The organism is Pseudomonadales bacterium (assembly GCA_024234215.1).
GTDB lineage: Bacteria > Pseudomonadota > Gammaproteobacteria > Pseudomonadales > UBA5862 > JACKOQ01.
The window spans coordinates 160,277-187,055 of the sequence record JACKOQ010000005.1; the positions used below are offsets into that span (position 1 = coordinate 160,277).

Consider the following 26,779-nt stretch of genomic DNA (forward strand, 5'->3'; position numbering starts at 1 on the left):
GCTGTTCCTCCGAAGCTGAAACCCAACTCAATGAATCAGACCATCGCGGCCAAAACTCGGAATCGACCAGAAGCTCGGCCAGTGCATCCAGATCACGAACGCCTTGCCCACCACCAGTTCATCGGGCACCAGACCCCAGACGCGGCTGTCGCTGCTGTTGTCACGGTTGTCGCCCATCACGAAGTAGTAGCCTTGCGGAATGACCCACTCGCGCACCCGCCCCTGAAGCGGCGCCGTGTGCTGGATGGCATAGCTGACGCTGCCGAGTGTCTCCTGCAGCAGTTCGAGCTGCGGCGCCTCGACCGGCAGGGCGGCGACGAACCGTTGCGGAACCGGCTGGCCATTGATCGTCAGTCGCCGGTTCTCGTAGCGCACCGTATCGCCACCCACGCCGATGACCCGCTTGATGAAGTTGGTGTCAGGCTTGTGCGGCGGCCTGAACACCATCACATCACCCCGCTGCGGATCACCCACCGCAACCACCTTGGTGCCGACCACCGGCAGGCGGACGCCGTAACTGTACTTGTTGACCAGAATGAAGTCGCCCACTTCGAGCGTCGGAATCATCGAACCGGAGGGAATCTGGAACGGCTCGAACAGGAACGAGCGCAGCACCAGCACGATCAGCAGCACCGGAAAAAAGGATTTCGAATACTCGACCCAGACCGGTTCACTCGGCGCGGCGGCCACCGATGTCGCCTGGGCCTGGCGGCGCGCAGCCAGCCAGAGCCGGTCGGCCAGCACCACCAGACCGGTCACGGCGGTGCCGACCACCAGAATCAGCGGCAGATCGATGTTCATCACTTGTCCACCTTCAACACGGCCAGGAAGGCCTCCTGTGGCACCTCGACCGAGCCAAGCTGCTTCATGCGTTTTTTGCCTTCTTTCTGTTTTTCAAGCAGTTTGCGCTTGCGCGACACATCGCCTCCATAACATTTGGCGGTGACATTCTTGCGCAACGCCTTGACCGTGGTGCGGGCCAGCACCTGTCCGCCGATCGCTGCCTGAATCGCCACATCGAACATCTGCCGCGGAATCAGCTCGCGCAGCTTCTCGGCCACCTGGCGACCGCGCTGCTGCGCCTGCTGCCGATGCACGATCACCGCCAGCGCATCGACCTTGTCGCCATTGATCAGGATGTCGAGCCGCACCACGCTGGCCGGCTCGAAACGCTCGAAGCCGTAGTCGAGCGAGGCATAGCCACGGCTGACCGACTTGAGCCGGTCGAAGAAATCGAGCACCACCTCGCTCATCGGCAGTTCATAGACCAGCGAGGCCTGGTTGCCGTGGAATTGCAGATCCTTCTGCACGCCGCGCTTCTCGACGCAGAGGTTGATCACGCCGCCGAGATACTGCTGCGGCACCAGAATGTTGGCGCGGCAGATCGGTTCGCGCACCTCCAGGATCTGGTTGGGATCGGGCAGCTTGGAGGGGTTGTCGACCAGCACCACCTTCTGCTCCTTGGTCAATACCTCATAGACCACCGTCGGCGCCGTCGTGATCAGGTTGAGGTCATACTCCCGCTCCAGCCGCTCCTGGATGATCTCCATGTGCAACATGCCGAGAAAACCGCAGCGAAAACCGAAACCGAGCGCATCCGAACTCTCCGGCTCGTAGAACAGCGAGGCATCGTTCAGGGTCAGCTTGGACAATGCCTCACGAAAGGCCTCGTAATCCTCGGAGTTGACGGTGAAGAGCCCGGCATAGACCTGCGGCTTGATGCGGGCGAAACCGGCCAGCGCCTCCACCTCGGGCGTCGCGGCATGGGTGATGGTGTCACCGACCGGCGCGCCCTTCACCTCCTTGATGCCGGCCACCACATAGCCGACCTCGCCGGCGCTCAGCAGTCCGGTTTCGGTGCGCTTGGGGGTGAAGATGCCGATGCCCTCGGCCTGGTGGCTGCGGCCCACCGACTTGATCAGAATCTTGTCGCCCTTTTTGATCTGTCCCTGCATCACCCGCACCAGCGACACCACCCCCAGGTAGTTGTCGAACCAGGAGTCGATGATCAGGGCCTGCAGCGGTGCCGCGGCATCGCCGACCGGTGGCGGCATCACCTCGATCAGCTTTTCCAGCAGCTCCTCGACCCCCTGACCGGTCTTGGCGCTGACCAGCACCGCCTGATGGGTGTCGATGCCGATGATCTCCTCGATCTCGCGGCAGACCCGTTCGGGATCGGCCTGCGGCAGGTCGATCTTGTTCAGCACCGGCAGCACCTCGAGCCCCTGCTCGATGGCGGTGTAACAGTTGGCCACCGATTGCGCCTCGACCCCCTGTGCGGCGTCGACCACCAGCAGTGCCCCTTCGCAGGCGGCCAGCGAACGTGACACCTCATAGGAGAAGTCGACGTGGCCCGGCGTGTCGATCAGATTGAGCTGATAGGTCAGCCCATCACGCGCCTTGTAATGCAGCGTGACGCTCTGCGCCTTGATGGTGATGCCGCGCTCGCGCTCGATGTCCATCGAGTCGAGCACCTGCGCGGACATCTCCCGCTCGCTGAGACCACCGCAGATCTGGATGAAGCGATCCGCCAGCGTCGATTTTCCATGGTCGATGTGGGCGATGATCGAAAAATTGCGTATCTGCTGCATGCTCACGTCGATCGGTTCACCGGCGGTGGGGTTAAAGGAGGGATGGACCGGCAAACGGCCCATAAAAGCTGCGGGATGCTAGCAAAGGCAGGGGAATTTTGCCATGCAAACCGCCCCACTCACTGCCATCCCGGTGTGGCTGACATGGCTGAATAACGGCTCCGGCAGGTCGGACGCCGATTCAGTGGAGCATGAAGCGGCATCCTCTGGGACGTCACCCCGCTCCCAGCAGTTCGATCGAATAGCCGTCGGGGTCCTTGACGAAGGCGAGCAGGGTCGAGCCATGCTGCATCGGTCCCGGTTCACGGCTGATCACGCCGCCGGCAGCGCGGATGCGCTCGCAGGCGGCGTGGACATCCTCGACCTCGATCGCGATATGGCCATAGCCGTTGCCCAGCTCGTAGTGGTCGGTGTCCCAGTTGTGGGTCAGTTCGATCTGGGCGCCGGGGTCATCGTCGAAGGCGAGAAAGGCCAGCGTGAAGCGCCCCTGCGGATACTCCTTGCGGCGCAGCAGCCGCATGCCGAGCACCCGCTGATAGAAATCGATCGACCGATCGAGGTCGGTGACACGCAGCATGGTGTGCAGAATGCGCATGGTTTGGCGCTCCTTGGTCAAAGTTTGCGGCCACGGCGCGCGGCGATCCGCAGCCGCAGCGCATTGAGCTTGATGAAACCGCCGGCATCGGCCTGGTCGTAGGCGCCCTGGTCATCCTCGAAGGTGGCGATGCTGGCGTCGAACAGCGACTCATCCGAAGCGCGGCCAACGACGCTGACGTTGCCCTTGTAGAGCTTCAGCCGCACCTTGCCGTTGACATGCTGTTGCGACTGGTCGATCAGCGCCTGCAGGCAGAGCCGTTCGGGCGACCACCAGTAGCCGTTGTAGATCAGCGAGGCATAGCGCGGCATCAGCTCATCCTTGAGGTGGGCCACCTCGCGGTCGAGGGTGATCGACTCGATGGCGCGGTGCGCCTTGAGCAGGATGGTACCAGCCGGGGTTTCGTAACAGCCGCGCGACTTCATGCCGACATAGCGGTTCTCGACGATGTCGGTGCGCCCTACCCCATGGGCACCCCCCAGCCGGTTCAGCTCCAGCATCACCTCGGCGGCCGATTTGGCGACGCCATCGATCGCCACCACGTCGCCATTGACGAAAGTGAGCTCGACTTCGACCGCATGGTCGGGCGCCAGCTCCGGCGAGACGCTCCAGCGCCACATGCCCTCTTCCGGCTCGGCCCAGGGATCTTCGAGCACGGCGCCTTCGTAGGAGATGTGCAGCAGGTTGGCATCCATCGAGTAGGGCGAGGCGTTGCCCCGCTTCTGCTCGACGGCGATGCCATGTTGTTCGCAGTAGGCGAGCAGCTTTTCGCGCGAGTTGAGCGTCCACTCCCGCCATGGTGCGATCACGCGGATGCCCGGTTTGAGTGCATAGGCACCCAGTTCGAAACGGACCTGGTCATTGCCCTTGCCGGTGGCGCCATGGGAGATGGCATCGGCGCCGGTCTCCTCGGCGATCTCGACCAGCCGGCGGGCGATCAGCGGCCGGGCGATCGAGGTGCCGAGCAGGTACTCGCCCTCGTAGAGGGTGTTGGCGCGGAACATCGGAAAAACGTAGTCGCGAGCAAAGGTTTCGCGCAGATCCTCGATGTAGATCTCCTTGATGCCCATCGCCTGGGCCTTGGCGCGGGCCGGTTCGAGCTCTTCGCCCTGCCCCAGGTCGGCGGTGAAGGTGACCACCTCGCAGTGGTAGGTCTCACGCAGCCAGTGGGCAATCACCGAGGTGTCGAGACCGCCGGAATAGGCCAGTACCACTTTTTTGATCGCAGACATGGGGCTCCTCAATCAGGGATGTTCAATGGGTGAATTCAAAGGGGTCGGCATCGAGATGGGCCGGAAAACCGGCCCGGAACCGCTGCAGTGCCGCCAGATCGAGCGTCGCGGTCAGCAGCGCCTCTTCGCCGGGTGCAGCCGCCAGCAGCGGTTCACCCAGCCAGTCGTAGAGTGCGCTGTCGCCGCTGTAGGCGTGGCCCTTGCCATCCAGACCGACACGATTGACCGCCGCGACATAGCTGAGATTCTCGATCGCGCGCGCCGGCAGCAGCCGTTGCCAGGCACTGCTGCGCGCTGCCGGCCAGTTGGCGACGCACAGCAGCAGGTCGTAGTCGTCGCGGTTGCGACACCAGACCGGAAAGCGCAGGTCATAACAGATGATCGGTCGAATCCTGAAACCGTTCAGTGACATCACCACCGCCGATTCGCCGCTGCGGTAGTGGTGATGTTCGCCAGCCATGCGAAAACAGTGGCGTTTGTCGTAGTGGTGCAAGGCTCCATCAGGGGTGGCCCAGACGAAGCGGTTGTAACAGAGACCCTGCTCCTCGATCGCCAGCGAACCGCAGACGACGGCGTTGCGTGCCTGGGCGGTGGTGCGCAGCCAGGCGATGCCGCGGCCAGCCATGGGTTCGGCCTGCTGCTGACTCGCCATCGTGAAGCCGGTGGTGAACATCTCCGGCAGCACGATCAGGTCGACCGCCGCGAGCGGCGCCAGCAGCTGATCGAAGTGGGCCAGGTTGGCCTCGATGTCATGCCAGGCGAGATCGGCCTGCACCAGCGCCAATGTCAGAGTCGACATAGCCGCTCCGCCGCCTGCAGCAATACCGCATCACTCTTGGCGAAACAGAAGCGGACGATGCGGGTCGCCGGTGGTGTCTGATAGAAGACCGACACCGGAATCACCGCCACCTTGGCCTCCCGGGTCAGCCACTGGGCGAACTCGACATCGTTCAGGTCGACGATGGCATCGTAGGCGGCCAGTTGAAAGTAGGTGCCCCGGCACGGCAGCAGCTCGAAGCGGCTCGGCTTCAGCGCGGCGGCAAAGAGGTCGCGCTTTTGCTGGTAGAAGGCCGGCAATCCGGCCAGATGCTCGGGCTGGGCGCGCAGGGTGTCGGCGATGGCCCACTGCGCCGGCGTGAAGCTGGCGAAGGTCAGAAACTGATGCACCTTGCGGAACTCCGCCGACAGCGGCGGCGGCGCGATGCAGTAACCCAGCTTCCAGCCGGTGATGTGAAAACTCTTGCCGAAGGAGGAGATGATGAAGCTGCGCGCCGCCAGCTCGGCATGACGGTGAAAACTGGCATGGTCGAGGCCATCGAAGTGGATGTACTCATACACCTCATCGGCGATCAGCCAGATGTCGCGCTGGCGCACCAGCGCTGCCAACTGCTGCAGATCCTCGCCCGCCAGCACCGATCCGGTGGGGTTGTGTGGCGAATTGATGATGATCAGCCGGGTTCTGTCACTGATGCAGTCGGCCACTCGATTCCAGTCGATGCGAAACTCCGGCGCTTCGAGGGCAATGTGGCGGGCAGTGCCACCGCTCAATTCGATTGCCGGTTCGTAGGAGTCATAGGCCGGATCGAACAGGATCACCTCATCGCCGGGACGCACCACGGCGGTGATGGCGGCATAGAGCGCCTCGGTGGCGCCGGAGGTGACGGTGACCTCCTGCTCGGCATCGACCCGGCGCCGATAGCGGCGCGCCACCTGCTCGGCGATCGCCTCACGCAGCGTCGCCACGCCGGTCATCGGTGCATACTGATTGTAGCCCTGCTCGACATAGTGATGCAGCCGCTCGCGCAGCAGTGCCGGCCCATCGAAATCGGGAAAGCCCTGCGACAGATTGATGGCCCCGCACTCGGCAGCCAGCGCCGACATGCGGGTGAAGATGGTGGTGCCCACCTGGGGCAGCTTGCTTGGCAGTGGCCGGATCATGGGCAAGGTCATCGCTGTCTCGATCAAAGCCCGTCGGCGGTGCGCACGGGCGGTGCAGAACATCGGGTCGCCGTCGGAATGCAGGCCATGCGGCGCTGCGGCTTTCGGGCTATCATCGCCGCCACCCGAGGCAGCCAACACGAGGCCGGCAAGCATGGCACAACCTGACGACGTGGATCAACTGGCCGAACGGCTGGTCGAGACGGTGCGCTTTTTTGCCGAAAATGGCCACTGTCCCGCCACCGGCGGCAACTTTTCGCTGCGCAGCGGCGATCGGGTGCTGATCACCGCCTCCGGTGTCGACAAGCGGAGCCTGACCCGCGCGCAACTGCTCGGCCTCACGCTCGATGGCCAGTTGTGCGCACCGGGCAAGCCCTCGGCCGAAACCGAGCTGCATCTGGCGCTCTACCGTGCCGACGCCGACATCGGCGCGGTGCTGCACATCCACTCCGTCGCCGCCACCGTGCTGTCGCGGCTGATCGACGGCGACACGCTGCCCCTGCACGGCTACGAGATGCAAAAGGCGATCAGTGGCATCGACAGCCATCAGCAGACGTTGCTGCTGCCGCTGGTCGACAACAGCCAGCAGATGGCCTGCATCGCCGAGCAGATCGAACGGCAATGGTCCACCGCCCAGCGTGCCCATGCGGTGCTGGTGCGTGGTCATGGCCTCTACGCCTGGGGTCATGATCTAGCAGCGGCCCGCCGCCACCTCGAAGGGTGGGAGTTCCTGCTCCAGTGTGAACTGAACCGACGGCTGCTGGAGCGAAACCCATGACGCTGCGCGCCATCGTCACCGACATCGAAGGCACCACCACCGACATCCACTTCGTCCACCGGGTGCTGTTCCCCTACGCTGCCGAACGGCTCGAAGGGTTCATCCGCCAGCATGGCGATGAGGCCGAGGTGGCCGCCCTCCTCGACCAGGTGCGTGAGGAGATCCGCCAGCCGCAGGCCACGGCTGCCGCATTGGTCGACACCCTGCAACAGTGGATCAAACTCGATCTGAAGCTGACCCCGCTGAAAAGCCTGCAAGGGCTGATCTGGCGCGAAGGTTACCAGCAGGGCCACTTCACCGCCCACATCTACCCCGAGGTGGCCGCTGCCCTGCGCGACTGGCAGCGGCATGGCTTGGCCCTCTATGTCTACTCCTCCGGCTCGGTCGAGGCACAGCGACTGCTGTTCGCCCACACCCAGGATGGCGACCTCACCCCGCTCTTCAGCGGCTACTTCGACACCCGCATCGGCGCCAAACGCGAACGCTCGAGCTATGACAGAATTGCCGAACGGATCGGCCTTGCCGGTGACGAAATCCTGTTTCTGAGCGATGTCGAGGCCGAACTGGATGCCGCTGCCGCCGCCGGTTTTCACACCTGCCTGCTGCTGCGCGATGGCGCCAACGGCAGCGGCCACCATCCATCCGCCCACGATTTCGAGCAGATTCCACTCCTGCAGGAGCAGCCATGAGCCACCTGACCCGCTACCACCAGGACCGACCCGAACAGCCACTCGGCAACACGAGCGACGCCGAGGAGATTCGCGCGCTGCTGGCCGAGGCCGGCGTGCGCTTCGAGCGCTGGCGCGCCGACCGGCCGCTGCCGGCCGATGCCGATCAGGCACAGATCGGTGCCGCCTACCGCAGCGAGATCGACCGGCTGATGCGCGAAGGCGGCTACCAATCCTGGGATGTGATCTCGATGCGGCCCGACCACCCCGACCGGCTGGCGATGCGGCAGAAATTCCTCGACGAACACACCCATGCCGAAGACGAAGTGCGCTTCTTCGTCGCTGGCGAAGGGCTGTTCAACCTGCACCTCGGTGAAACCGTTTTTGCGCTGCTCTGCCAGCGCGAAGACCTGATCAGCGTTCCGGCCGGCACCCGCCACTGGTTCGACATGGGCGATCAGCCCGACTTCATCGCCATTCGCCTCTTCACCAATCCCGAAGGCTGGGTGGCGCGGATGACCGGCGACGGGATCGGCCGCCGCTTTCCGTCCATCGACCACTACCGCTGAGCTGTGGTGCGTCATCGGCTTGTAATGCCGCGATGCTTGGAGTCTAATCTCGCCCTTTTTCCTTCGAGAGCGGCGTAACCATGGCACTTTATGTGCAAAAATTTGGCGGCACCTCGGTTGGCACCCTGCCCCGCATCGAGGCGGTTGCCGAAAAAGTGGCCAGCTACCGCAACCAGGGACACGATCTGGTGGTGGTGGTCTCGGCCATGAGCGGCGAGACCAACCGCCTGCTGGGTCTCGCCCGGGATCTGGCCGATCCGGCCGACCCCCGCGAACTCGATGCATTGGTCTGCACGGGTGAGCAGGTCACCGCCGCACTGCTGGCCATGGCGCTGATCAAACGCGGCTGCCCCGCCCGCTCGATGAACGGCGCCCAGGTGCCGATTCTGACCGACAACGCCTTCACCAAGGCCCGCATCGACCGCATCGACGACCAGGCGCTGCGCGCCGCGCTGGCGGCTGGCGAAGTGGTGGTGGTCACCGGATTTCAGGGGGTCGATGCCGAGGGCAACGTCACCACGCTCGGCCGGGGCGGCTCCGACACCACCGCCGTGGCGCTGGCCGCCGCCCTCAAGGCCGATGAGTGCCAGATCTACACCGATGTCGATGGCGTCTACACCACCGATCCACGGGTGGTTGAACGCGCGCGACGGCTGGAGCGGATCACCTTCGAGGAGATGCTGGAGATGGCCAGCCTCGGCTCCAAGGTGCTGCAGATTCGTTCGGTCGAATTCGCCGGCAAGTATGCCGTCCCGTTGCGGGTGCTCTCCAGCTTCGTGGAGGGCTCCGGCACCCTGATCACCCTGGAGAACCCGAACATGATGGAAAATCCGATCATCTCCGGCATCGCCTTCAACCGCGACGAAGCCAAGGTCACCGTGCTCGGCGTGCCCGATGTGCCCGGCGTGGCCGCACGCATCCTCTGCCCGATCAGCGACGCCAACATCGAGGTCGATGTCATCGTGCAGAATGTCGCCGCCGACAGGAGCACCGACTTCACCTTCACCGTGCATCGCAACGACCTGCAGAAGGCGCTGGCAATCCTCAACGCCCAGGCCGGAGCACTCAATGCCCGTGAAATCAAGGGCGACAGAAGCGTGGTCAAGGTCTCGCTGGTCGGGGTGGGCATGCGCTCGCACGCCGGTATCGCCAGCAAGATGTTTGCTACACTTGCCGAGGTTGGGATCAACATCCAGATCATCACCACCTCGGAAATCAAGATTTCAGTGGTGATCGACGAGAAGTACCTGGAACTGGCAGTTCGCTCCCTGCACACCGCATTCGGGCTGGACGCGCCCGAAGAGATTGCCGTCGTCGAAGAGGGCTGAAAGCCCCGCCCAGACACTGGGTGCATGGCACCGCCCTTGAGCGGAACAAGATTCAAGAACGGAACAACGAGGAGAAACGCAATGTTGATACTGACCCGCCGGGTTGGCGAAACCCTGATCATCGGTGATGACATCACCGTCACCGTGCTGGGCGTCAAGGGCAACCAGGTGCGCCTGGGCGTCGACGCCCCCAAGGAAGTCTCGGTGCACCGCGAAGAGATCTACCAGCGCATTCAGGCCGAAAAACGGCAAGGCCACGACGACGAATGAGGTCGATTCACGCTGCCGTGCGTGTTATCATGTCGCCCGCTTCGCGGCGGGTCTGACACCATCAGGCCGCGAATCTTCAAACCTGCCAGATCAGAACCGCAAGCCGTTCGTCCGCTGCGCTGTTCGACGTTTTCCGGAGAGGTGGCCGAGAGGCCGAAGGCGCTCCCCTGCTAAGGGAGTATGGGTCAAAAGCTCATCGAGGGTTCGAATCCCTCCCTCTCCGCCACATCGCCATGCCAATGCAATCTCTTTCGCTGATCGGCTGGATCTTGCCAGTCCATCACCTGATGATTCCGGCAACACCATACAAATCATGCTCTTGACTCGAAATCGGGCAAGCTGTTCTGACCAAGAACGGGAAACCGTGGTCTGTCCCAGATCCTTCGAAAACCGTCTCTTCACGTCCAACCTCCGTCGTCTGGGGGATTGGACTCCAAACTACCGCACTACTCAAAATCGGGGGGACATCGGCACTTCGGGTGCAACGAAGGGTTAGCCCGCAGTAGCTTGACCGAGCCCGATACTTTAACCATAATGGAACCATTTTGGTTGGAGTGCCACACAATGCCTACGACGCTGACCTTGAAGAACATTCCGGATGAGGTGTACGAGCGGCTCAAGCTCTCGGCTGCAGCCCACCGACGCAGCATGAACAGCGAGGCGATTGTGTGCCTGGAGACAGCGCTGCTGGCGAACAGGCTTGCTCCTGCCGAACGGCTTGCGCGAGCACGGACACTACGCGCGGCGTTGCCGAAGGGGAAGTTCCGAGCGACGGACATTGACGCCATGAAGCAAGAGGGCCGCTCGTGATTGTGGTGGACTCGAATGTGGTTGCGTACTTGTACTTGCCCGGCGAGCACACCGCCAAGGCGGAAGCCCTGCTCGAGCAAGACCCGGACTGGGCGGCGCCGGTACTGTGGCGCAGCGAGTTCCGCAACATACTTGCCGGATACCTGCGGCGCAAGATCCTGACCTTCGACCAGGCCTGCAGCCTTCAAAGTGAGGCTGAAGAGCTATTCGCTGGATCGGAGTTCGAGGTTGACTCGAAGGCAGTGCTTGAACTGGTACGCGACAGTGACTGCTCAGCGTATGACTGTGAGTTCATTGCGCTGGCGAACAAGCTGCAGGTCAAGCTGGTGACGATGAATGCCAAGCTTCTGAGGGCCTTCCCAAAGCGAACGATCTCGCTCGCTGCGGGATAACGAGGCTGGAGAATTGGGGACGAGAATTGCGACGAGAATTGGGGACAGACCACGGTTTCCTGGTTTCTGCTCCGCTTTGGCAGAAAACCGTAACGGGAAACCGTGGTCTGTCCCCAATTCTCCCAATTCTCCTAACGGGAAACCGTGGTCTGTCCCCATTTCTCCCTTTGAAGATGTCGTAGTATTTAGGTCTGGGTTCAGAAGAGTCGCGGAAGTACGCGATTGCATCAATGAGGAACAGCTCCGTAAGCTCTGGATCGAGCGAGATGGTGTCGTGCGGATCGCGATCAGCATGCTTGAAGAAGTTTTCTGGCTCATTCAAGGCTTTGATGACCGCGGCTCGTCGAGATTCTGGTAAGGAGTCAATGTAGTCCCGCTTGATGAACGGGTGCGGCGTCCCTTGCCGACTGGCGATATCCCTCAGAGCGTTGTACGCGGCGGAGGCAAGCGTATGAGTTGCTATCGCGTTGTCCGACACGAAGTACATCTCGATAGCCGCGTCGAGTTGTGAGCGGATAGCGTCAAACTTGGTTACCGTAATCTTCGCCATGTCTACGTAGGGGTCCAACGTGCGAATTCAGCGGACGGCAAAAAGCGCAGCTTTTTGACGGTCCGCTGGAATGACTTGTTGGGCGTCATTTCTCGACCCTCTTACAAGCACCATCAAATGACCAAGCAGAAGTAGTAACGGCGAGCGTTTTACTTAAAGAAGAAAAATGCCCTTTGATGTTTCGTTGAGAGTCATAAATCTGAAGTTGATCGCCAACTTCAACAACGTGCTCAAAATATTCAAATGTTCTGTTTGGCACCTCCAGCCATACAGAGCCGTCAGAGTCACTCCACAAGCCTACCCACCACCTGTACTCGTGCAATTTCATGAAGACCGTGGCTTGCTGCGAATTGTTCTGAGCGGAAATTTCACCGGAGCATTGAAGGCGCGTTTCCACAGAAGAGAAATTAGCAACAAATAGAAATAGGCCGAGGGCTGCGACTAAGAATGCGCCCAAGTATTTCAGTAGCTTCATGATCGCTCCATTGACGCCCAACGCCAAGTTAACCGGCAGAACGGAGCCGGCTTGCCGGCGGAGTGGTTTGCAGTGGGGCGTAAAATTTTGCGGAGCAAAATGCCCCGCTGCAAACTGTCCGCGTTGAACGTATGGTTAGGTGCGGCGCTACAGAGTGCAATATGAGAACGCAATAGAGGCTCCCCGGTCAGTCTCGCAAATCATCTTCCCCGGCTGCGATACGCTATCGCATAGCATTTCTGACCATTTCTTGTGGCTCTCACAACCATCAAGATCCTTAAATCTTGCGGCGACAAAGCAGTTTGTTTCAGCGGCGCCGCATATCACATACTTGACCTGCGTCTCGCCTTTTGCGCCTTTAACACCTTCTGTATCGTCGCCAAGATTGCACCCACTGAAGAGCAGCAACAACGGAAGTATGAGAATGTAGCGATTCATCAAAGCACCTAACGTTTGCCATCAACCGGCCTGCCGAAGGCAGGTCCGGTTGATGGCGGGGTTGGGCAGCCCGCACTCGGCCGACCGGTGGGCGAGCGCACCGAACCGCCGAGTCGCCCGCGCCAGCGGGGACGGCTGGATGCATGGCCACACCGAGCGGTGCACCGAGCAGACGCCGCTGGCGCCCGGTGGAGCGGCACCGCGAGTGCGCCGCCCGCCAGCGGACGGGCGGCCCGCGCTGGCGGTCGTGCTGCACTTGTTCGATGCGCTCATGCGGTGGTTATCGACTTGGCGCTTCGATAGAAACCAGACACCGCGCATTACGCCCAACGTTCGCCATAACCGGCAGTGAAAAGCGGTGCGACGAAGGAGCGCCGCTTTTCACTGTCCGCGTTGATGGCGTTGTTATGTGGGTTACAGCTTGGCAACATCAATGTGATACCCCTGGGCTGCCATTTCTTTAGCGAGTAGAGTGCCTGCTTCTTTCTGAAGGTCGTCCTTGAATGGGATGTATATCAAGCCTTGGATATCTGAAGGCCGTTCCATATTGGCTTGTTGTTTGAGAAGGATGGCCACTCGACTTCGGCCTAACCGCGACAGAAGCATGCCCAGTTCAAGAACAACATTTTGACGGGCCCGGTATGCTTTCTCGTCGTCACGGCCTGCGCGATGGCCTTCGTCGTCAGGCGTTGCAAGGACCACAGCAAAGTGAATTTCTGCTGTGTACTTTTCCAGCTTCTCGATGATTGTTTGTCCTTCAGATGGGAGTTGATCAAGGATTAATGGTTCAAGCCCCCAACGACGCAACATAGCCTCAAGATGGTTCCGTGCAGTTTCGTCGTGGCCATAAACCACAAATACCTTTTTGTTCCCACCTGCCACAACAGGGGTGCCTGCTGTTGTTGCGGCGGTGGAAACAACTGGTGCGCCTAGAGCGGCTTTGATTTCAGGCTGGCACTTACCTTGAACATTGAAATTGCCTGTGTCGAAGATATTGACGATACCGCCATTCGCGAGCCTAAGCTGCCAACCCGTGTCGTTGTTCAATCGCTGTTCAGATGTAATCGCAAGGCCAGCAGCGGTAAGCAATCCCTTTGCTTGACTAATGTCCACGATGGCTATCTCCTGGAAAGCACATAACTATAAATGGACACCCCAAAAGGTGGCTTGTTTTACACCTTGCGGGTGTCTAATATTTTGCCGGGCAAGGCTATACCGAGGTTAAGCGTCATGTCAAACGTGGTAGTACACCCCAAAACGATTGTCGACCACGCCTCCGGCGGGGCATCCAAGCCGAAGCTGCTGGATGAGGTACGCGCCCACATCCAGCGGTTGAACTACAGCATCCGCACCGAGGATGCGTACGTCGATTGGGTACGCCGGTTCGTGCTGTTTCACGACAAACGCCACCCGCGGGAGATGGGTGCAGCCGAAATCGAGGCGTTTCTGACCCACCTCGCGGTGGTGGGCAAGGTGTCGGCGTCCACCCAGAACCAGGCCAAGAGCGCGCTGCTGTTTCTTTATCGGGCTGTATTGAATGTCGACTTGCCGTGGCTGGGCGACATCGCATCGGCCCGGCAGGGCAAGCGCTTGCCGGTGGTGCTGACAGTGGCCGAAGTACAGGCGACGCTGGCGCGGGTAACCGGCACGACCGGCCTGATGGTGCGGCTCTTGTACGGCAGCGGGCTGCGGTTGATGGAGTGCGCGCGGCTGCGGGTGAAGGATGTGGATTTCGGACAGATGCAGATCGTGGTGCGCGATGGCAAGGGCGACAAGGACCGCGTGACAATGCTGCCGCGATCCCTGGTGGAACCTCTGCAAGCGCATCTGGAGCGCGTGAAGGCGCTGCACGAGAGCGATATCGAAGCGGGCTACGGCGAGGTATACCTGCCCCATGCGCTCGATCGCAAATACCCCCGGGCCGGCCGGGAATGGGGCTGGCAGTATGTGTTTCCGTCCACCAGGCGGTCGGTCGATCCCCGCTCCGGGGCCATCCGGCGTCACCATGCGGATGAAAAAGTACTGCAGCGGGCGATGAAGCGAGCCGTGCGCGAGGCCGGCATCGTCAAACCCGCCACCCCGCACACGCTGCGCCACAGCTTCGCCACGCACTTGTTACAGGCCGGCTATGACATCCGCACCGTGCAGGAGCTGCTCGGTCACACCCACGTAGAAACCACGATGCTCTACACCCACGTCCTGAATCGGGGTGGGCGAGGAGTGGTCAGTCCGCTCGACTGAGCGGACTGAGGCGAAGCACTGCTTTGCCAGCGACGAGCGGGCGAGCGATGCCACGCGAGCCCTGGATCGAGGAGTGGTCAGTCCGCTCGATCAGTCAGTTGTAGACCGATCACCTGGTTGGCGGATGGAGACTCGTGTGGCGTTGCCGAGACACTCGGGCGCCCAGGACTGGCGGGATTCGGCCGATCAGAGCATGAGATCGCATCGGCATGGAATGTGGCGGAGAGGGAGGGATTCGAACCCTCGATACGCTATTAACGTATACACACTTTCCAGGCGTGCTCCTTCAACCACTCGGACACCTCTCCGCAAACCTGGCTGACCCTGCGGGGTCAAAAGGCCGGCAAATCTACCCTGCCGAGGCCGCAAAAGCAATCGTGCCGGGCAGCCATTCGGCAAAATGGGTCGCATGATCGATGGGTTGCAGCGGTTTTGGCGGGGTGGCCGCGGTGCCGAGGTAGATGAAACCGACGATCCGGTCGCTCTGCTGCAACCCCAGTCCGGCACGCACTTCCGGGTCATGGGCCATCTCGCCGGTGCGCCAGATGGCACCAAAGCCGAGTGCATGGGCCGCCAGCAGCAGGTTCTGCACCGCTGCCGCCGTGCTAAGCAGTTGCTCGATCTCGGGCACCTTGGGGTGTGGCTGAAGGTGGCTGTAGGCCACCATGATCAGTGGCGCCCGCAGCGGTGCCTGACGCAATTTCTCGATCTGTGCCGCGCTCGCTGCCGGATCGCGCCTCTGGCGGGCACGCACGAACAGCTCACCCAACTGCTGACGCGCCGTGCCGCGCACCAGCAGAAAGCGCCAGGGCCGCAAGCCGGCATGATCGGGCGCGCGCAGGGCGGCGGCAAAGAGTTCGGCCAGTGCGGCCTCATCGGGTGCCGGGTCGATCAGTCTGGCCGCCGACTGCCGGCCTTGTAGTGCTTTCAGTGCATCCATCGAGCCGCTCCAGTCACTGCTGCCTGGCGCAGGCCGTGCAGCAAGGAAAATATGATCCATACTTGATCCAATACCTTTTGCACTGTTTTGCGGAACCACCGCACGAAGTCCGGAGCAAAGCCCTTTTTTGCGAGCAGGAACATGCAGGTCACCCAACTTCAATTGATCTACGCCGCAGAACTGGTCGGGTTTCTGCTGGTGCTGATTCTGATTCTGTCGCTCTACGGACACAACATCCGCAAGCACTATTTCAAGGCGGTGGGGATGCTGACCGAATGGGTGGCGCAAGAGCAGCAGACAGCCGTCCAGAGCATCAGCTATGACGACTATCTCAATCAGGCCATCGAGGAGACCGAAGCACATCTGCGCAACGTCGTCGGCCAGTCCAATGAGCTGTCGATGCCCATCGACACCATGGAAATGAAGCAGTTTACCGCGTTGCTGCGTGCCAAATTCCTTCGGGGAGAGCGCAGCGCAATTCAATCCAGCGCCTTGCACAACGAGGCTGACTGGAAGCAGGTCGAAGAGAACATGCTGCTGCTGGTGGATGAGATCGAGGCCCATCTGGCCAAGCGACGTCGTCAACAGGCCGTCAGTCAGGCTGCCGAGCCACCGCCGCCGAATCACATTTCAGCCAGCGGACTGGGCGAGGTGGAATGGGTGCATGAGGAAAAGGAGCGCAGCCCTGCGGCAGGTTCCAGCGCTGAAACCGACGCGGTTGCCGAAGAGCTCCACACTGGCCTGATGGGGGAACTGACGCAGAAGTTCACTGCCCTGGAGGAGTCCAAAGAGCAGGCATTGTCACTGCAGGAGCGCATCATGGAGCAGCAGCGCAGCCTGTTGGATCCGGATTCAGCCAGCTCCTCCGAGGAGCTGTTGCAACTGCTGGCGCAGGATTCGCTCGACGGCCATCAGGCGCTGCTGCGCATGGAGCGGCAGATCGAGCAGGCCGAAAAGATCCTGTCGCGCGCCATTCTCGCGACCAAGGGGCGCGAGGAGATCGATGAACTGCAACAACGGCGTGACCGCCTCAACCGCGAGCGAATGGAGTTGAAGGAGCTGCAGAACTGCTTGGTCACGCTGGACCGGGAGACCGAGATGGCCAGCAAACGCAACGGCACTGCATAGTCGGCTGCGTCGGGCACCGGTTCCGAGAAATCAGCTGCTGTGCCGATAGAGCGCCAGCAGCGTCAGCGCTTCACGCTGCTGCTGCGCCCCCACTGCCGGTGGCAATGTGGCATTCGGCAGACGCAGGCCGTAGGGCACGCCTTCGGCTTCGCGTTGCAGCACCCAGCCGGCCAGCCGCGACAGCCGCCCTTCGATTGACCGATCGGGGCAGTGGTCGAAATCGAGCCACTGCGCCCCCTGCTCCGGCTGCTCCAGCCGCTTCACCAGCAACTCGCCGCGGCGGGCCCACTGCTTCCACGCCACCCTGCCCCAGCCATCGCCCAGGCGCCATGGGTCGAGTCCGGCAAAATCTTCATCGCCTGATTGCACGCCGTGCGGCAACGCCGCCGACGATTCGCCACTGACCGGCGGCATGGCATCGGCGGCAAAGGGGTGTGGATAGGCCAGCAGCTTCCAGTCGAGGCAGGGGTAGGACCAGACCCGGAACAGTCCCAGCGGAAAGCCTGACCTGACCTCCAGCCGGGGAATCGCCTGCCAACCGCGGCTTGCAAGCGGCAGCGTCAGGGTGATCGACCGCTCTTCACTGTCCGCGTCGCTCACCCACTCGCCGCCGCCCAGCCGCAGTTCGATGGCATGCCGCAGTGGCCGTTCGGCGCGCAGTTGCAGCCGCAGCTGTCCATGACCGCCGACGAAGCCTGCTGTGCTGCCCAGGGCGGTCAGTTCCAGTCCGAGCAGGTTGCGGTAGGCATGGATCAGCGCGATCGGCATCAGGCCAAGCAGCCAGAAACTGAGCGCAAAGGCGAGGCTGTTCTGGTAATTGATCGCCGCCAGCAGCATCGCAGCCAGCAGCAGCATGAAGAGTCCGCCGGAGAGCGACGGCACGATGAAGAGCTGCCGATGGCCCAGGCGGAGCCGTGACAGTGGCGGAAAGCGACGCGCCAGCCAGCGGTCGTAGCCTTTCTGCAGCCGGTCAGGCAGCCTGGGACGCCTCCAGCGCACGGCGCACTATGGCCTGAGCGCGCCACCGCGCTGCCGTGCCAGCGGGTCGACGGCTGCCACCATCAGCGCGCTGGGCAGTGCGGCGTCGCGCTCGATGGTCTGCAACCGGTGGTCGACCACGCTCGGCAGGATGGCCTGAATGTCTTCAGGCAGCAGATAGTCGCGTCCGGCCAGCAACGCCCAGGCGCGGGCGCTCTCCATCATGGCCTGGGCACCACGGGGCGACAGACCATTGACGAAATGGCCGGCATTGCGGCTGAAGGCGATCAGCGCCTGCACATAGTCCAGCAACGCATCACTGGCCTTGATCTGCCGCACCGCCTGACGCAATCGCAACAGGGTCGTCGCATCACCGAGTGGGGCCAGATGTTCCAGAAGCTGGCGCGGCATCTCGCCGGCCAGCATCCGGCGCTCGACCGCCGGGTGGGGATAGCCGATGTCGATGCGCATCAGGAAGCGGTCGAGCTGTGACTCCGGCAGGGCAAAGGTGCCAAGCTGGGTCACCGGATTCTGGGTGGCGATGACGAAGAACGGCTGCGGCAGCGGGTGACTCACACCATCGACGGTGGCCTGCTGCTCCTCCATCGCTTCGAGCAGCGCGCTCTGGGTCTTGGGTGTGGCGCGGTTGATCTCATCGGCCAGAACCAGCTGGGCAAACAGCGGACCCGGACGAAAGTTGAACTGCTGCGTCTGCGGCGAGAACAGCGAAACGCCCAGGATGTCCGCCGGCAACAGGTCACTGGTGAACTGGATGCGGGAGAACTCCAGCCCCAGCACCCGTGCCAGCGTCTGCGCCAGCGTGGTCTTGCCCATGCCGGGCAGATCCTCGATCAGCAGATGACCACCGGCGATCAGGCAGCCCAGTGCCAGACGCACCTGCCGCTCCTTGCCCAGCACCACCCGGCCGACCTCAGCGATGATCTGTTCCACCAACTTCTGCATGGTCGGACTGACTCCGGATCAGGACAGCGGAATGGGCGCGGTGGAGCGGTGGTCAGAGTGCGGCCAGGCCCCGCGCCAGATCGTCCTGCAGATCCTCGACCGCCTCCAGGCCGACCGCCAGACGGATCAGGTTGTCGCCAATGCCGGCGTTGGTGCGCTCCTCGGCACTCAGCCGCCCATGGGTGGTGGTGGCCGGGTGAATGATGGTGCTCTTGGCATCGCCGAGGTTGGCGGTGAGCGAGAAGATGCGGGTGGCATCGATGAAGCGCCACGCAGCCGCGCGGTCACCACTGACCGAAAAGGAGAAGACCCCGCCGAATCCGCGCTGCTGACGCAGCGCCAGCTGATGCTGCGGATGGGTCGGCAGACCACAGTGATAGACCTGCTCGATGCCGGGCTGGCTTTGCAGCCAGCGCGCCAGCGTCAGCGCGTTGGCACTGTGGGCATCCATGCGCAACCGCAGTGTCTCCAGACCCTTGAGAAAGACCCAGGCATTGAAGGGGCTCATGGTCGGTCCGGCAGTGCGCAGAAAGGCCACCACCTCGCTCATCACCGAGGCAGGACCGGCCACCACGCCGCCCACGCAACGCCCCTGACCATCCAGATATTTGGTGGCCGAATGCACCACGTAATCGGCGCCCAGTTCGAGCGGCCGTTGCAGTGCCGGAGAGCAGAAGCAGTTGTCCACCACCAGCTTGGCGCCGATCTGGCGTGCCAGCGTCGACAGCGCGGCCAGATCGGCCACCTCGCAGAGCGGGTTGGAGGGGGTTTCGAGAAACAGCAGCCGGGTGTTGGGCCGCACCGCCGCGCGCCAATCGTCGAGGTGGGTCAGGTGCACGAAGGTGGTCTCGACGCCGAACTTGCGCAGATAGCGGTTGAACAGCCCGACCGTGGTGCCGAACACGCTGGCCGAACAGATGACATGGTCACCGGCCTGCAACAGCGCCATCATCAGGCTCAGAATGGCCGCCATGCCAGAGGCCGTGCCGACCGCCTGCTCGGCTCCCTCCAGTGCCGCCAGCCGCTCCTCGAACATCCGCACCGTGGGATTGGTGTAGCGCGAATAGACGTTGCCAGGGGTGATGCCAGCAAAACGCTCCGCCGCATTTGAAGCGTTTTCAAAAAGATAGCTTGAAGTGGTGAAGATCGGCTCACCATGCTCGCCTTCGGCGGTGCGGGTCTGGCCCGCGCGCACCGCCAAGGTGTCGAAGCGGGTGCTCTCCAGTTGCACCGGGCCCTCGGCGCGTGAATGCAATTCATCGTTCATCGTGTCGGTTCCTGCTGGATCTGATCATGGTCGCATCGCCTTTACATCATTCTATCACCATAGGCCTGGCCGTTGGCCAATTCCGCCTCCATCCGGGCCTTCATGGCGTCGTTGCGGGTGGCCTGGATGCGGGCGAGATAGAGCTCATCGACATCGTCGGTCACATAGTTGCCGGTGAAGACCGCACACTCGAAGGTGTTGATCTTCGGATTGCCCTCTTCGGCGCAGGCGATCAGATCTTTCAGATCCTGATAGATCAACCGGTCGGCACCGATCAACCGCTGCACCTCGGCTTCGCTGCGGCCATGGGCAATCAGCTCGGTGGCGGCGGGCATGTCGATGCCATAGACATTGGGGTAGCGCACCGGCGGCGAGGCCGAGGCGAAATAGACCTTCCGCGCGCCGGCATCGCGTGCCATCTGCACGATCTGCTGGCAGGTGGTGCCACGCACGATGGAGTCATCGACCAGCAGCACATTCTTGCCGCGGAACTCCAGATCGATGGCGTTGAGTTTCTGCCTGACCGATTTCTTGCGCTGGCTCTGCCCCGGCATGATGAAGGTGCGACCGATGTAGCGGTTCTTGACGAACCCCTCGCGGAACTTGACGCCCAGGCGGTTGGCCAGCGGCAGCGCCGAAGTGCGGCTGGTGTCTGGAATCGGAATCACCACGTCGATGTCATGGTCGGGCCAGCTGCGCAGAATCTTTTCAGCCAGCTTCTCACCCATCCGCAGCCGTGCCTTGTAGACCGAGATGCCATCGATGATCGAATCGGGCCGGGCAAAGTAGACATGCTCGAAGATGCAGGGGCTGTAGTGGGTCTGGGTCGCACAGAGCTGACTGTGCAGTTCGCCATGCAGATCGATGAAGACCGCCTCGCCGGGCAGCACGTCGCGCAACAGCTTGAAGTCGAGCGCGTCGAGGGCGACGCTCTCGGAGGCGATCATGTGTTCGACCCCCTGCTCGGTCTCGCGCCGTCCCACCACCAGCGGCCGAATGCCGTTGGGGTCGCGAAAGCCGAGCACACCATGCCCCATCACCAGCGCCACCACGGCGAACCCCCCGCGACAGCGCCGCTGCACGCCGGCCACGGCACGAAAGAACACCTCGGGCGTCGGCGTGTGGGTGGCATGGGCCTGCAACTCATGGGCGAGCACATTGAGCAGCACCTCGGAGTCGGAATCGGTGTTGACGTGGCGCAGATCGTCCCGATAGAGCTCCTGACTCAGTTTGGCCGTGTTGGTCAGGTTGCCGTTGTGCGCCAGGCTGATGCCGTAGGGCGAGTTGACGTAGAACGGCTGCGCCAGCGCCACACTGGAGCTCCCCGCCGTGGGATAGCGGACATGACCGATGCCGACGTTGCCCAGCAGCATCTGCATGTCGCGCTCCTGGAACACATCACGCACCAGGCCATTGCCCTTGCGCAGGTGCATCCGGCCATCGGCGCTGGTCATGATGCCCGCTGCATCCTGACCACGGTGTTGCAGCACCGTCAGGGCATCGTAGAGCCCCTGGTTTACGTTGCTGTGTGCAACCATGCCAACTACGCCGCACATAGGACACCTCGGTCGTCGCCATCAGAGTTGAAGTTTGCTGTCGCTCGAACAGCCGTGTCGTCACGATCCATTCGGGTCGTTCAGCCGGTTGCGGCCGTTATCGTCCCTGTCACCAGGGGCAGCAGCGTATGACGCCCCCAATCGGCGAGCAACAGCAGATGGGGAAGCAGCCGGGAGCTGTGCCATGACTCGCTTGAGGTCGCTGGCGTCTGCTCGATGGCTGCCACCAGCAATACCACGATGATCAACCCGCGCACGACACCAAAGGCCATGCCCAACAGGCGATCGAACATACCCAATCCGCTGACCCGCAGCAAATGTCCCAGCAGGCGTCCCAGGATGCCACCCATCACCAGCACACCAAAGAACAGCAGCGCGAAGGCCGCGACGGTGCGCAGTGGCGCGGAGGCGATCCATCCGGCCAGCAGCAGCTCCATCTGCCCCGAAAAGAGCCGGGCGACCACCACGGCCACCAGCAGGGAGAGCAGCGAGACGGCCTCGCGCATGAAGCCACGGGTCAGGCTGAGCAGCGCGGAGAGAGTGATCACACCCAGGATTGTCCAATCGATCCAGACCAGGGCGCTCATCGATCATCCTCAGTCAGATCAGGGTGGCCGGCAGCAGCGAAGGCCATCCACTGCCACCGGACGCGCGCCAGCGCCGTCAATTCGACCCGGCTGGCAGAGTGATATAGGAGATGCCCGCCATGTGTTGCAGCACCCGCACCACCTGACAACTGTAACCGAACTCGTTGTCATACCAGACATAGAGCACACAGTGGTTGCCGCTGACGATCGTGGCCTTGGCATCGACCACACCGGCATGACGTGAACCGATGAAGTCGGTCGACACCACCTCCGATGAGTCGACATAGTCGATCTGCTTGCGCAGCGAAGAGTTGAGCGCGGCATCGTGCAACAGTGCGTTCACCGCTTCGACCGAACTCTCCTTGGCCAGGTTGAGGTTGATGACCGCCAGCGAGACGTTGGGCGTCGGCACGCGGATGGCGTTGCCGGTCAGCTTGCCGGCCAGCTCCGGCAATGCCTTGGCCACCGCCTTGGCGGCACCGGTTTCAGTGATCACCATGTTGACCGGCGCGCTGCGTCCACGGCGGCTGCCGCTGTGGTAGTTGTCGAGCAGATTCTGGTCGTTGGTGTAGGAGTGGACCGTCTCGATGTGACCACTTTCGACACCGAAGTTGTCGTTCATCACCTTCAGCACCGGCACGATCGCATTGGTGGTGCAGGAGGCGGCGGAGACGATCTGCTCCTTGCCGATCACATCCTGATTGATGCCAAAGACGACATTCTTGATCTCGCCCTTGCCGGGTGCCGTCAGCAGCACGCGGCCAACCCCGGGGCATTTGAGATGTTGCGACAGCCCCTCCTGGTCACGCCAGATACCGGTGTTGTCGACGACGATCGCGTTGCTAATGCCATAGGAAGCATAATCGACCTCGGCCGGCGAGCTGGCGTAGATCACCTGAATGAAGTTGCCGTTGACCAGCAGGCCACTGTTCTTTTCGTCGGGGACGATGCTGCCATTGAAAGGACCATGGATCGAATCACGGCGCAACAGGCTGGCGCGCTTCTCCAGATCGCCGCCCTTGCCCTTGCGCACCACGATCGCCCGCAACCGCAGCAGATCGCCACCGCCTGCCTTTTCGATCAGCAGCCTGGCCAGCAGTCGACCGATGCGACCAAAACCATAGAGCACCACATCCTGTGGCTGCGGAATCGGTGGCGCATTGCGCCCGATGATCGGTGCCATCTCGCGCCGTACGAACTGCTCCACCGGTTCGCTGCCGTTGTATTTGTCCAGCAGACGACCCAGGTCGATGCGGGCCGGGCCAAGGTCCAGCTCGGTCAGGACCTTCAGGATCGGAAAACTGTCGGCCACCGACAACGGGTTGCTGGTCACCCGCCGGGCAAAACGGTGCAGGCGCAAGACATCGATCACCGTCTTGTTGACCAGCGCCCGTCCATAGATCGACAGCACGATGTTGTTCTCGCGGTAGAGCCGGCCAATCAACGGAATCATCGCCTCGGCAATGGCCTCGCTGTTTTTCCATTCATCGAAGAGCGCTTCATGTTGGGGATTGATCACGGACGGACACCTGTTGGATGAAAATTGGGTTGGCACATCGCCACCTGGCTTGGCGACGCTGTCTGATTCGATCACGGCGGCGGCACAAAATTCCGTCCACCACACTCATTACCAGCATAGCCGGCAATTATCTTTGATCGACACCGACAGAGGCAATCCACAGCCTTGCAACCGGTCCAGGACACTCTCCCCTTGCTTAACAAAAATCGGGTGGTGCTTTACACTGAAAAACGGTGTTTACCCTGCAAAGAGCGCTTTGAATCATGCGCCACCCGTTCGCCTTCCACAGCCAAAATTGCCCATCAAATCTGAAATCATCTCAAGAGGTCTTCACAGGTGCTTGAATCCTACAGAAAACATGTCGAAGAGCGTGCGGCCGAAGGTGTCCCTCCAAAACCCCTGGATGCGCAACAGGTTGCCGCGCTGGTCGAACTGATGAAGTCGCCACCGCCGGGCGAAGGCGATTTTCTGCTGGAACTGCTCAGCCAACGGGTGCCACCCGGCGTCGATGAGGCTGCCTACGTCAAGGCCGGTTTTCTGGCAGCCATCGCCAAGGGCGAAACCAGCTCGCCGCTGATTGAGCCGGTGAAGGCGGTCGAGCTGCTCGGCACCATGCTGGGTGGCTACAACGTCGAGCCACTGATCCAGCTGCTCGATGATGCCAGGCTGGGGCCCACTGCGGCCAAGGCACTCTCTCACACCCTGCTGATCTTCGACTCGCTGCACGATGTGCTCGAAAAAGCCCGTGCCGGCAATGCCAATGCCCGCCAGGTGGTCGACAGCTGGGCCGCCGCTGACTGGTTCACTGCCCGTCCTGAGCTGGCACACAAGCTCACCATGACCGTTTTCAAGGTCGATGGCGAGACCAACACCGATGACCTCTCGCCGGCAGGCGATGCCTGGAGCCGTCCGGACATCCCGCTGCACGCCAAGGCGATGCTGGTCAAAAGAATGGAGAACCCGCTCGGCAAGATCGAGGAGCTGAAGCAGAAAGGCCATCCGCTGGTCTATGTCGGCGATGTGGTCGGCACTGGCTCCTCGCGCAAGTCGGCCACCAACTCGGTGCTGTGGCTGATGGGCAATGACATTCCCCATGTACCCAACAAGCGCGGCGGTGGCGTCTGCATCGGCGGCAAGATCGCCCCGATCTTTTTCAACACCATGGAAGATGCCGGCGCCCTGCCCTTCGAGTGCGATGTGACCGGTCTGAAGATGGGTGATGTGATCGACATCCATCCCTATGAAGGAGTGATCAAGGCCCATGACAGCGACAGGGTGATCACCCGTTTTGCGCTGAAGTCAGAGGTGCTGCTCGACGAAGTGCGTGCCGGAGGCAGAATCCCGCTGATCATCGGCCGCGGCCTCACCGACCGCGTCCGCCGTGAATTGGGCCTGCCGCCCAGCACGCTGTTCCGCCGTCCCACCGCGGCGGCCGACAGCGACAAGGGCTTCACGCTGGCACAGAAGATGGTCGGTCGCGCCTGTGGCATTGCCGGCGTGCGCCCCGGCGTCTATTGCGAACCGCACATGACCACGGTCGGTTCCCAGGACACCACCGGCCCGATGACCCGTGATGAGCTGAAGGATCTGGCCTGCCTCGGCTTTTCCGCCGACCTGGTGATGCAGTCGTTCTGTCACACCGCGGCCTATCCCCGGCCGGTCGACATCGAGACCCAGCACACCCTGCCCGACTTCATCATGAACCGCGGCGGTGTCTCGCTGCGTCCAGGCGATGGCATCATCCACTCCTGGCTCAACCGGATGCTGCTGCCCGACACCGTCGGCACCGGTGGCGACTCCCACACCCGCTTCCCGATCGGCATCTCCTTTCCAGCCGGCTCCGGTCTGGTCGCCTTTGCCGCCGCCACCGGGGTGATGCCACTCGACATGCCCGAGTCGGTGCTGGTGCGCTTCAAGGGCCAGATGCAGCCGGGCATCACGCTGCGTGATCTGGTCAATGCCATCCCCTACGCGGCCATCCAGCAGGGTCTGCTGACCGTACCGAAGGAGGGCAAGAAGAATGTCTTCTCCGGCCGCATTCTCGAAATCGAAGGTCTGCCGCAGCTCAAGGTCGAGCAGGCGTTCGAGATCTCCGATGCCTCAGCCGAGCGCTCCGCTGCCGGCTGCACGATCAAGCTCGACAAGGCGCCGATCATCGAGTACCTCAACTCCAACGTGGTGATGCTGAAGTGGATGCTGGCCAACGGCTATGGCGATGTCCGCACCATCGAGCGGCGCATTGCCGCGATGCAGGCCTGGATTGCCGATCCGCAACTGCTGTCGGCCGATGCCGATGCCGAGTATGCCGCGGTGATCGAGATCGATCTGAACCAGATCCGCGAGCCGCTGCTCGCCTGCCCCAACGACCCGGATGATGTGCGGCCGCTGTCGAGCGTGGCCGGCGCCAGGATCGACGAGGTGTTCATTGGCTCCTGCATGACCAACATCGGCCACTTCCGCGCGGCCGGCAAGATGCTGGAGAAGGCCTCGGCAATCCCGACGCGGCTGTGGATCTCGCCACCGACCAAGATGGATCAGCAGCAGTTGATGGAAGAGGGGTTCTACAACACCTTCGCCAAGGTGGGTGCGCGCACCGAGATGCCCGGCTGTTCACTCTGCATGGGCAACCAGGCACGGGTGGCCGCCAAGAGCAGCGTGGTCTCCACCTCGACCCGCAACTTCCCCAACCGTCTCGGCGATGGCGCCAATGTCTACCTCGCCTCGGCCGAACTGGCGGCAGTGGCGGCGATCCTCGGCGCACTGCCGACCGTCGAGCAGTACATGCAGTATGCCAACACGCTGAACAGCATGGCGCCCGAGATCTACCGCTATCTGAACTTCGATCAGCTCGACAACTTCGTCAAGGCGGCCAACCAGGTGAAGATTCCGGCCGTCAACGTCTCGGTCGCGGGCTGACCCTCCGGCCCAAAGCGAAAACCCCGCCAGATGGCGGGGTTTTCATTTCT

General features: G+C 62.2%; 26 protein-coding genes and 2 tRNA genes. 11 read left to right on the top strand and 17 right to left on the bottom strand.

Annotated elements, in window-relative coordinates:
* Positions 1–27 precede the first annotated feature (27 nt).
* The 6 genes from lepB to H7A13_10310 all read right to left on the bottom strand — a co-directional run bounded on the left by lepB (position 28) and on the right by H7A13_10310 (position 6,356).
* Positions 28–801, bottom strand: coding sequence for a signal peptidase I (gene lepB, locus H7A13_10285; protein MCP5333723.1), 774 nt, complete (start codon positions 799–801; stop codon positions 28–30).
* Positions 801–2,591 carry an elongation factor 4 gene (gene lepA / locus H7A13_10290; GenBank protein MCP5333724.1) on the bottom strand — a complete coding sequence of 597 codons (1,791 nt, stop codon included), beginning with the start codon at positions 2,589–2,591 and terminating at the stop codon, positions 801–803. Before lepA ends, lepB begins: the two co-directional genes overlap by 1 nt.
* 214 nt (positions 2,592–2,805) lie before the next feature.
* Positions 2,806–3,186: a lactoylglutathione lyase gene (gloA, locus tag H7A13_10295; GenBank protein MCP5333725.1), complete on the bottom strand. Its 381-nt coding sequence runs from the start codon at positions 3,184–3,186 to the stop codon at positions 2,806–2,808.
* Positions 3,187–3,203: 17 nt separating this feature from the next.
* Positions 3,204–4,418, bottom strand: a complete 1,215-nt coding sequence (locus H7A13_10300) for an argininosuccinate synthase (GenBank protein ID MCP5333726.1) — start codon at positions 4,416–4,418, stop codon at positions 3,204–3,206.
* 22 nt (positions 4,419–4,440) lie between these two features.
* Positions 4,441–5,217, bottom strand: coding sequence for an amidohydrolase (locus tag H7A13_10305; GenBank protein MCP5333727.1), 777 nt, complete (start codon positions 5,215–5,217; stop codon positions 4,441–4,443).
* Positions 5,205–6,356, bottom strand: coding sequence for a pyridoxal phosphate-dependent aminotransferase (locus H7A13_10310; protein ID MCP5333728.1), 1,152 nt, complete (start codon positions 6,354–6,356; stop codon positions 5,205–5,207). Before H7A13_10310 ends, H7A13_10305 begins: the two co-directional genes overlap by 13 nt.
* A 154-nt stretch (positions 6,357–6,510) precedes the next feature.
* On the opposite strand from H7A13_10310, the gene H7A13_10315 reads away from it, so the two are divergent.
* The 8 genes from H7A13_10315 (at position 6,511) to H7A13_10350 (ending at position 11,171) form a co-directional block, all read left to right on the top strand.
* Positions 6,511–7,134 (top strand): methylthioribulose 1-phosphate dehydratase, encoded by a 624-nt coding sequence (locus H7A13_10315; protein MCP5333729.1) that lies wholly within the window; start codon positions 6,511–6,513, stop codon positions 7,132–7,134.
* The gene (gene mtnC, locus H7A13_10320; GenBank protein ID MCP5333730.1) at positions 7,131–7,823 is read left to right on the top strand and encodes an acireductone synthase; all 693 of its coding nucleotides are present in this window, start codon (positions 7,131–7,133) and stop codon (positions 7,821–7,823) included. Before H7A13_10315 ends, mtnC begins: the two co-directional genes overlap by 4 nt.
* Positions 7,820–8,371, top strand: a complete 552-nt coding sequence (locus H7A13_10325; GenBank protein ID MCP5333731.1) for a hypothetical protein — start codon at positions 7,820–7,822, stop codon at positions 8,369–8,371. Before mtnC ends, H7A13_10325 begins: the two co-directional genes overlap by 4 nt.
* A gap of 80 nt (positions 8,372–8,451) precedes the next feature.
* Positions 8,452–9,699, top strand: a complete 1,248-nt coding sequence (locus H7A13_10330) for an aspartate kinase (protein ID MCP5333732.1) — start codon at positions 8,452–8,454, stop codon at positions 9,697–9,699.
* An 81-nt stretch (positions 9,700–9,780) separates the two neighbouring features.
* On the top strand, positions 9,781–9,969 hold the full coding sequence (csrA, locus tag H7A13_10335; GenBank protein ID MCP5333733.1) for a carbon storage regulator CsrA: 189 nt from the start codon (positions 9,781–9,783) through the stop codon (positions 9,967–9,969).
* 135 nt (positions 9,970–10,104) lie between these two features.
* Positions 10,105–10,195, top strand: a tRNA-Ser gene (locus H7A13_10340).
* Positions 10,196–10,533: 338 nt separating this feature from the next.
* Positions 10,534–10,779: an Arc family DNA-binding protein gene (locus H7A13_10345; GenBank protein MCP5333734.1), complete on the top strand. Its 246-nt coding sequence runs from the start codon at positions 10,534–10,536 to the stop codon at positions 10,777–10,779.
* On the top strand, positions 10,776–11,171 hold the full coding sequence (locus H7A13_10350; protein ID MCP5333735.1) for a type II toxin-antitoxin system VapC family toxin: 396 nt from the start codon (positions 10,776–10,778) through the stop codon (positions 11,169–11,171). The genes H7A13_10345 and H7A13_10350 overlap by 4 nt, the downstream gene beginning before the upstream one ends.
* 635 nt (positions 11,172–11,806) lie before the next feature.
* Here H7A13_10350 and H7A13_10355 read toward each other — a convergent pair.
* The 3 genes from H7A13_10355 to H7A13_10365 form a co-directional block, all read right to left on the bottom strand.
* Positions 11,807–12,196 (bottom strand): hypothetical protein, encoded by a 390-nt coding sequence (locus tag H7A13_10355; protein ID MCP5333736.1) that lies wholly within the window; start codon positions 12,194–12,196, stop codon positions 11,807–11,809.
* Positions 12,197–12,343: 147 nt separating this feature from the next.
* Positions 12,344–12,634, bottom strand: a complete 291-nt coding sequence (locus tag H7A13_10360) for a hypothetical protein (GenBank protein ID MCP5333737.1) — start codon at positions 12,632–12,634, stop codon at positions 12,344–12,346.
* A 414-nt stretch (positions 12,635–13,048) separates the two neighbouring features.
* Complete coding sequence (locus H7A13_10365) at positions 13,049–13,747, bottom strand: nucleotide-binding protein (GenBank protein MCP5333738.1); 699 nt, start codon at positions 13,745–13,747, stop codon at positions 13,049–13,051.
* A gap of 117 nt (positions 13,748–13,864) precedes the next feature.
* Here H7A13_10365 and H7A13_10370 point away from each other — a divergent pair, with 117 nt between their 5' ends.
* A complete protein-coding gene (locus tag H7A13_10370) occupies positions 13,865–14,875 on the top strand; it encodes an integron integrase (GenBank protein MCP5333739.1) in 1,011 nt (336 codons plus the stop codon).
* Between the two features lie 217 nt (positions 14,876–15,092).
* On the opposite strand, the gene H7A13_10375 is transcribed toward H7A13_10370, so the two are convergent.
* Positions 15,093–15,183: transfer RNA gene (locus tag H7A13_10375), tRNA-Ser, on the bottom strand.
* Positions 15,184–15,224: 41 nt separating this feature from the next.
* A complete protein-coding gene (locus H7A13_10380; protein MCP5333740.1) occupies positions 15,225–15,815 on the bottom strand; it encodes a nitroreductase in 591 nt (196 codons plus the stop codon).
* A 141-nt stretch (positions 15,816–15,956) separates the two neighbouring features.
* Between H7A13_10380 and H7A13_10385 the strand changes: the two genes are divergently transcribed.
* On the top strand, positions 15,957–16,943 hold the full coding sequence (locus tag H7A13_10385) for a hypothetical protein (GenBank protein MCP5333741.1): 987 nt from the start codon (positions 15,957–15,959) through the stop codon (positions 16,941–16,943).
* 30 nt (positions 16,944–16,973) lie between these two features.
* Here H7A13_10385 and H7A13_10390 read toward each other — a convergent pair whose 3' ends face one another.
* The 6 genes from H7A13_10390 to H7A13_10415 form a co-directional block, all read right to left on the bottom strand.
* On the bottom strand, positions 16,974–17,942 hold the full coding sequence (locus H7A13_10390; GenBank protein ID MCP5333742.1) for a DUF58 domain-containing protein: 969 nt from the start codon (positions 17,940–17,942) through the stop codon (positions 16,974–16,976).
* Between the two features lie 6 nt (positions 17,943–17,948).
* The gene (locus H7A13_10395) at positions 17,949–18,884 is read right to left on the bottom strand and encodes an AAA family ATPase (protein ID MCP5333743.1); all 936 of its coding nucleotides are present in this window, start codon (positions 18,882–18,884) and stop codon (positions 17,949–17,951) included.
* A 52-nt stretch (positions 18,885–18,936) separates the two neighbouring features.
* The gene (locus H7A13_10400) at positions 18,937–20,151 is read right to left on the bottom strand and encodes an O-succinylhomoserine sulfhydrylase (protein ID MCP5333744.1); all 1,215 of its coding nucleotides are present in this window, start codon (positions 20,149–20,151) and stop codon (positions 18,937–18,939) included.
* 41 nt (positions 20,152–20,192) lie between these two features.
* Entirely contained in the window at positions 20,193–21,707 is a 1,515-nt protein-coding gene (gene purF, locus H7A13_10405) for an amidophosphoribosyltransferase (protein MCP5333745.1), read from the bottom strand.
* Positions 21,708–21,787: 80 nt separating this feature from the next.
* Entirely contained in the window at positions 21,788–22,294 is a 507-nt protein-coding gene (locus tag H7A13_10410; protein MCP5333746.1) for a CvpA family protein, read from the bottom strand.
* A gap of 76 nt (positions 22,295–22,370) precedes the next feature.
* Positions 22,371–23,813: a glyceraldehyde-3-phosphate dehydrogenase gene (locus H7A13_10415; GenBank protein MCP5333747.1), complete on the bottom strand. Its 1,443-nt coding sequence runs from the start codon at positions 23,811–23,813 to the stop codon at positions 22,371–22,373.
* 336 nt (positions 23,814–24,149) lie between these two features.
* Between H7A13_10415 and acnB the strand changes: the two genes are divergently transcribed.
* The gene (gene acnB, locus H7A13_10420; protein ID MCP5333748.1) at positions 24,150–26,729 is read left to right on the top strand and encodes a bifunctional aconitate hydratase 2/2-methylisocitrate dehydratase; all 2,580 of its coding nucleotides are present in this window, start codon (positions 24,150–24,152) and stop codon (positions 26,727–26,729) included.
* Positions 26,730–26,779: the final 50 nt, after the last annotated feature.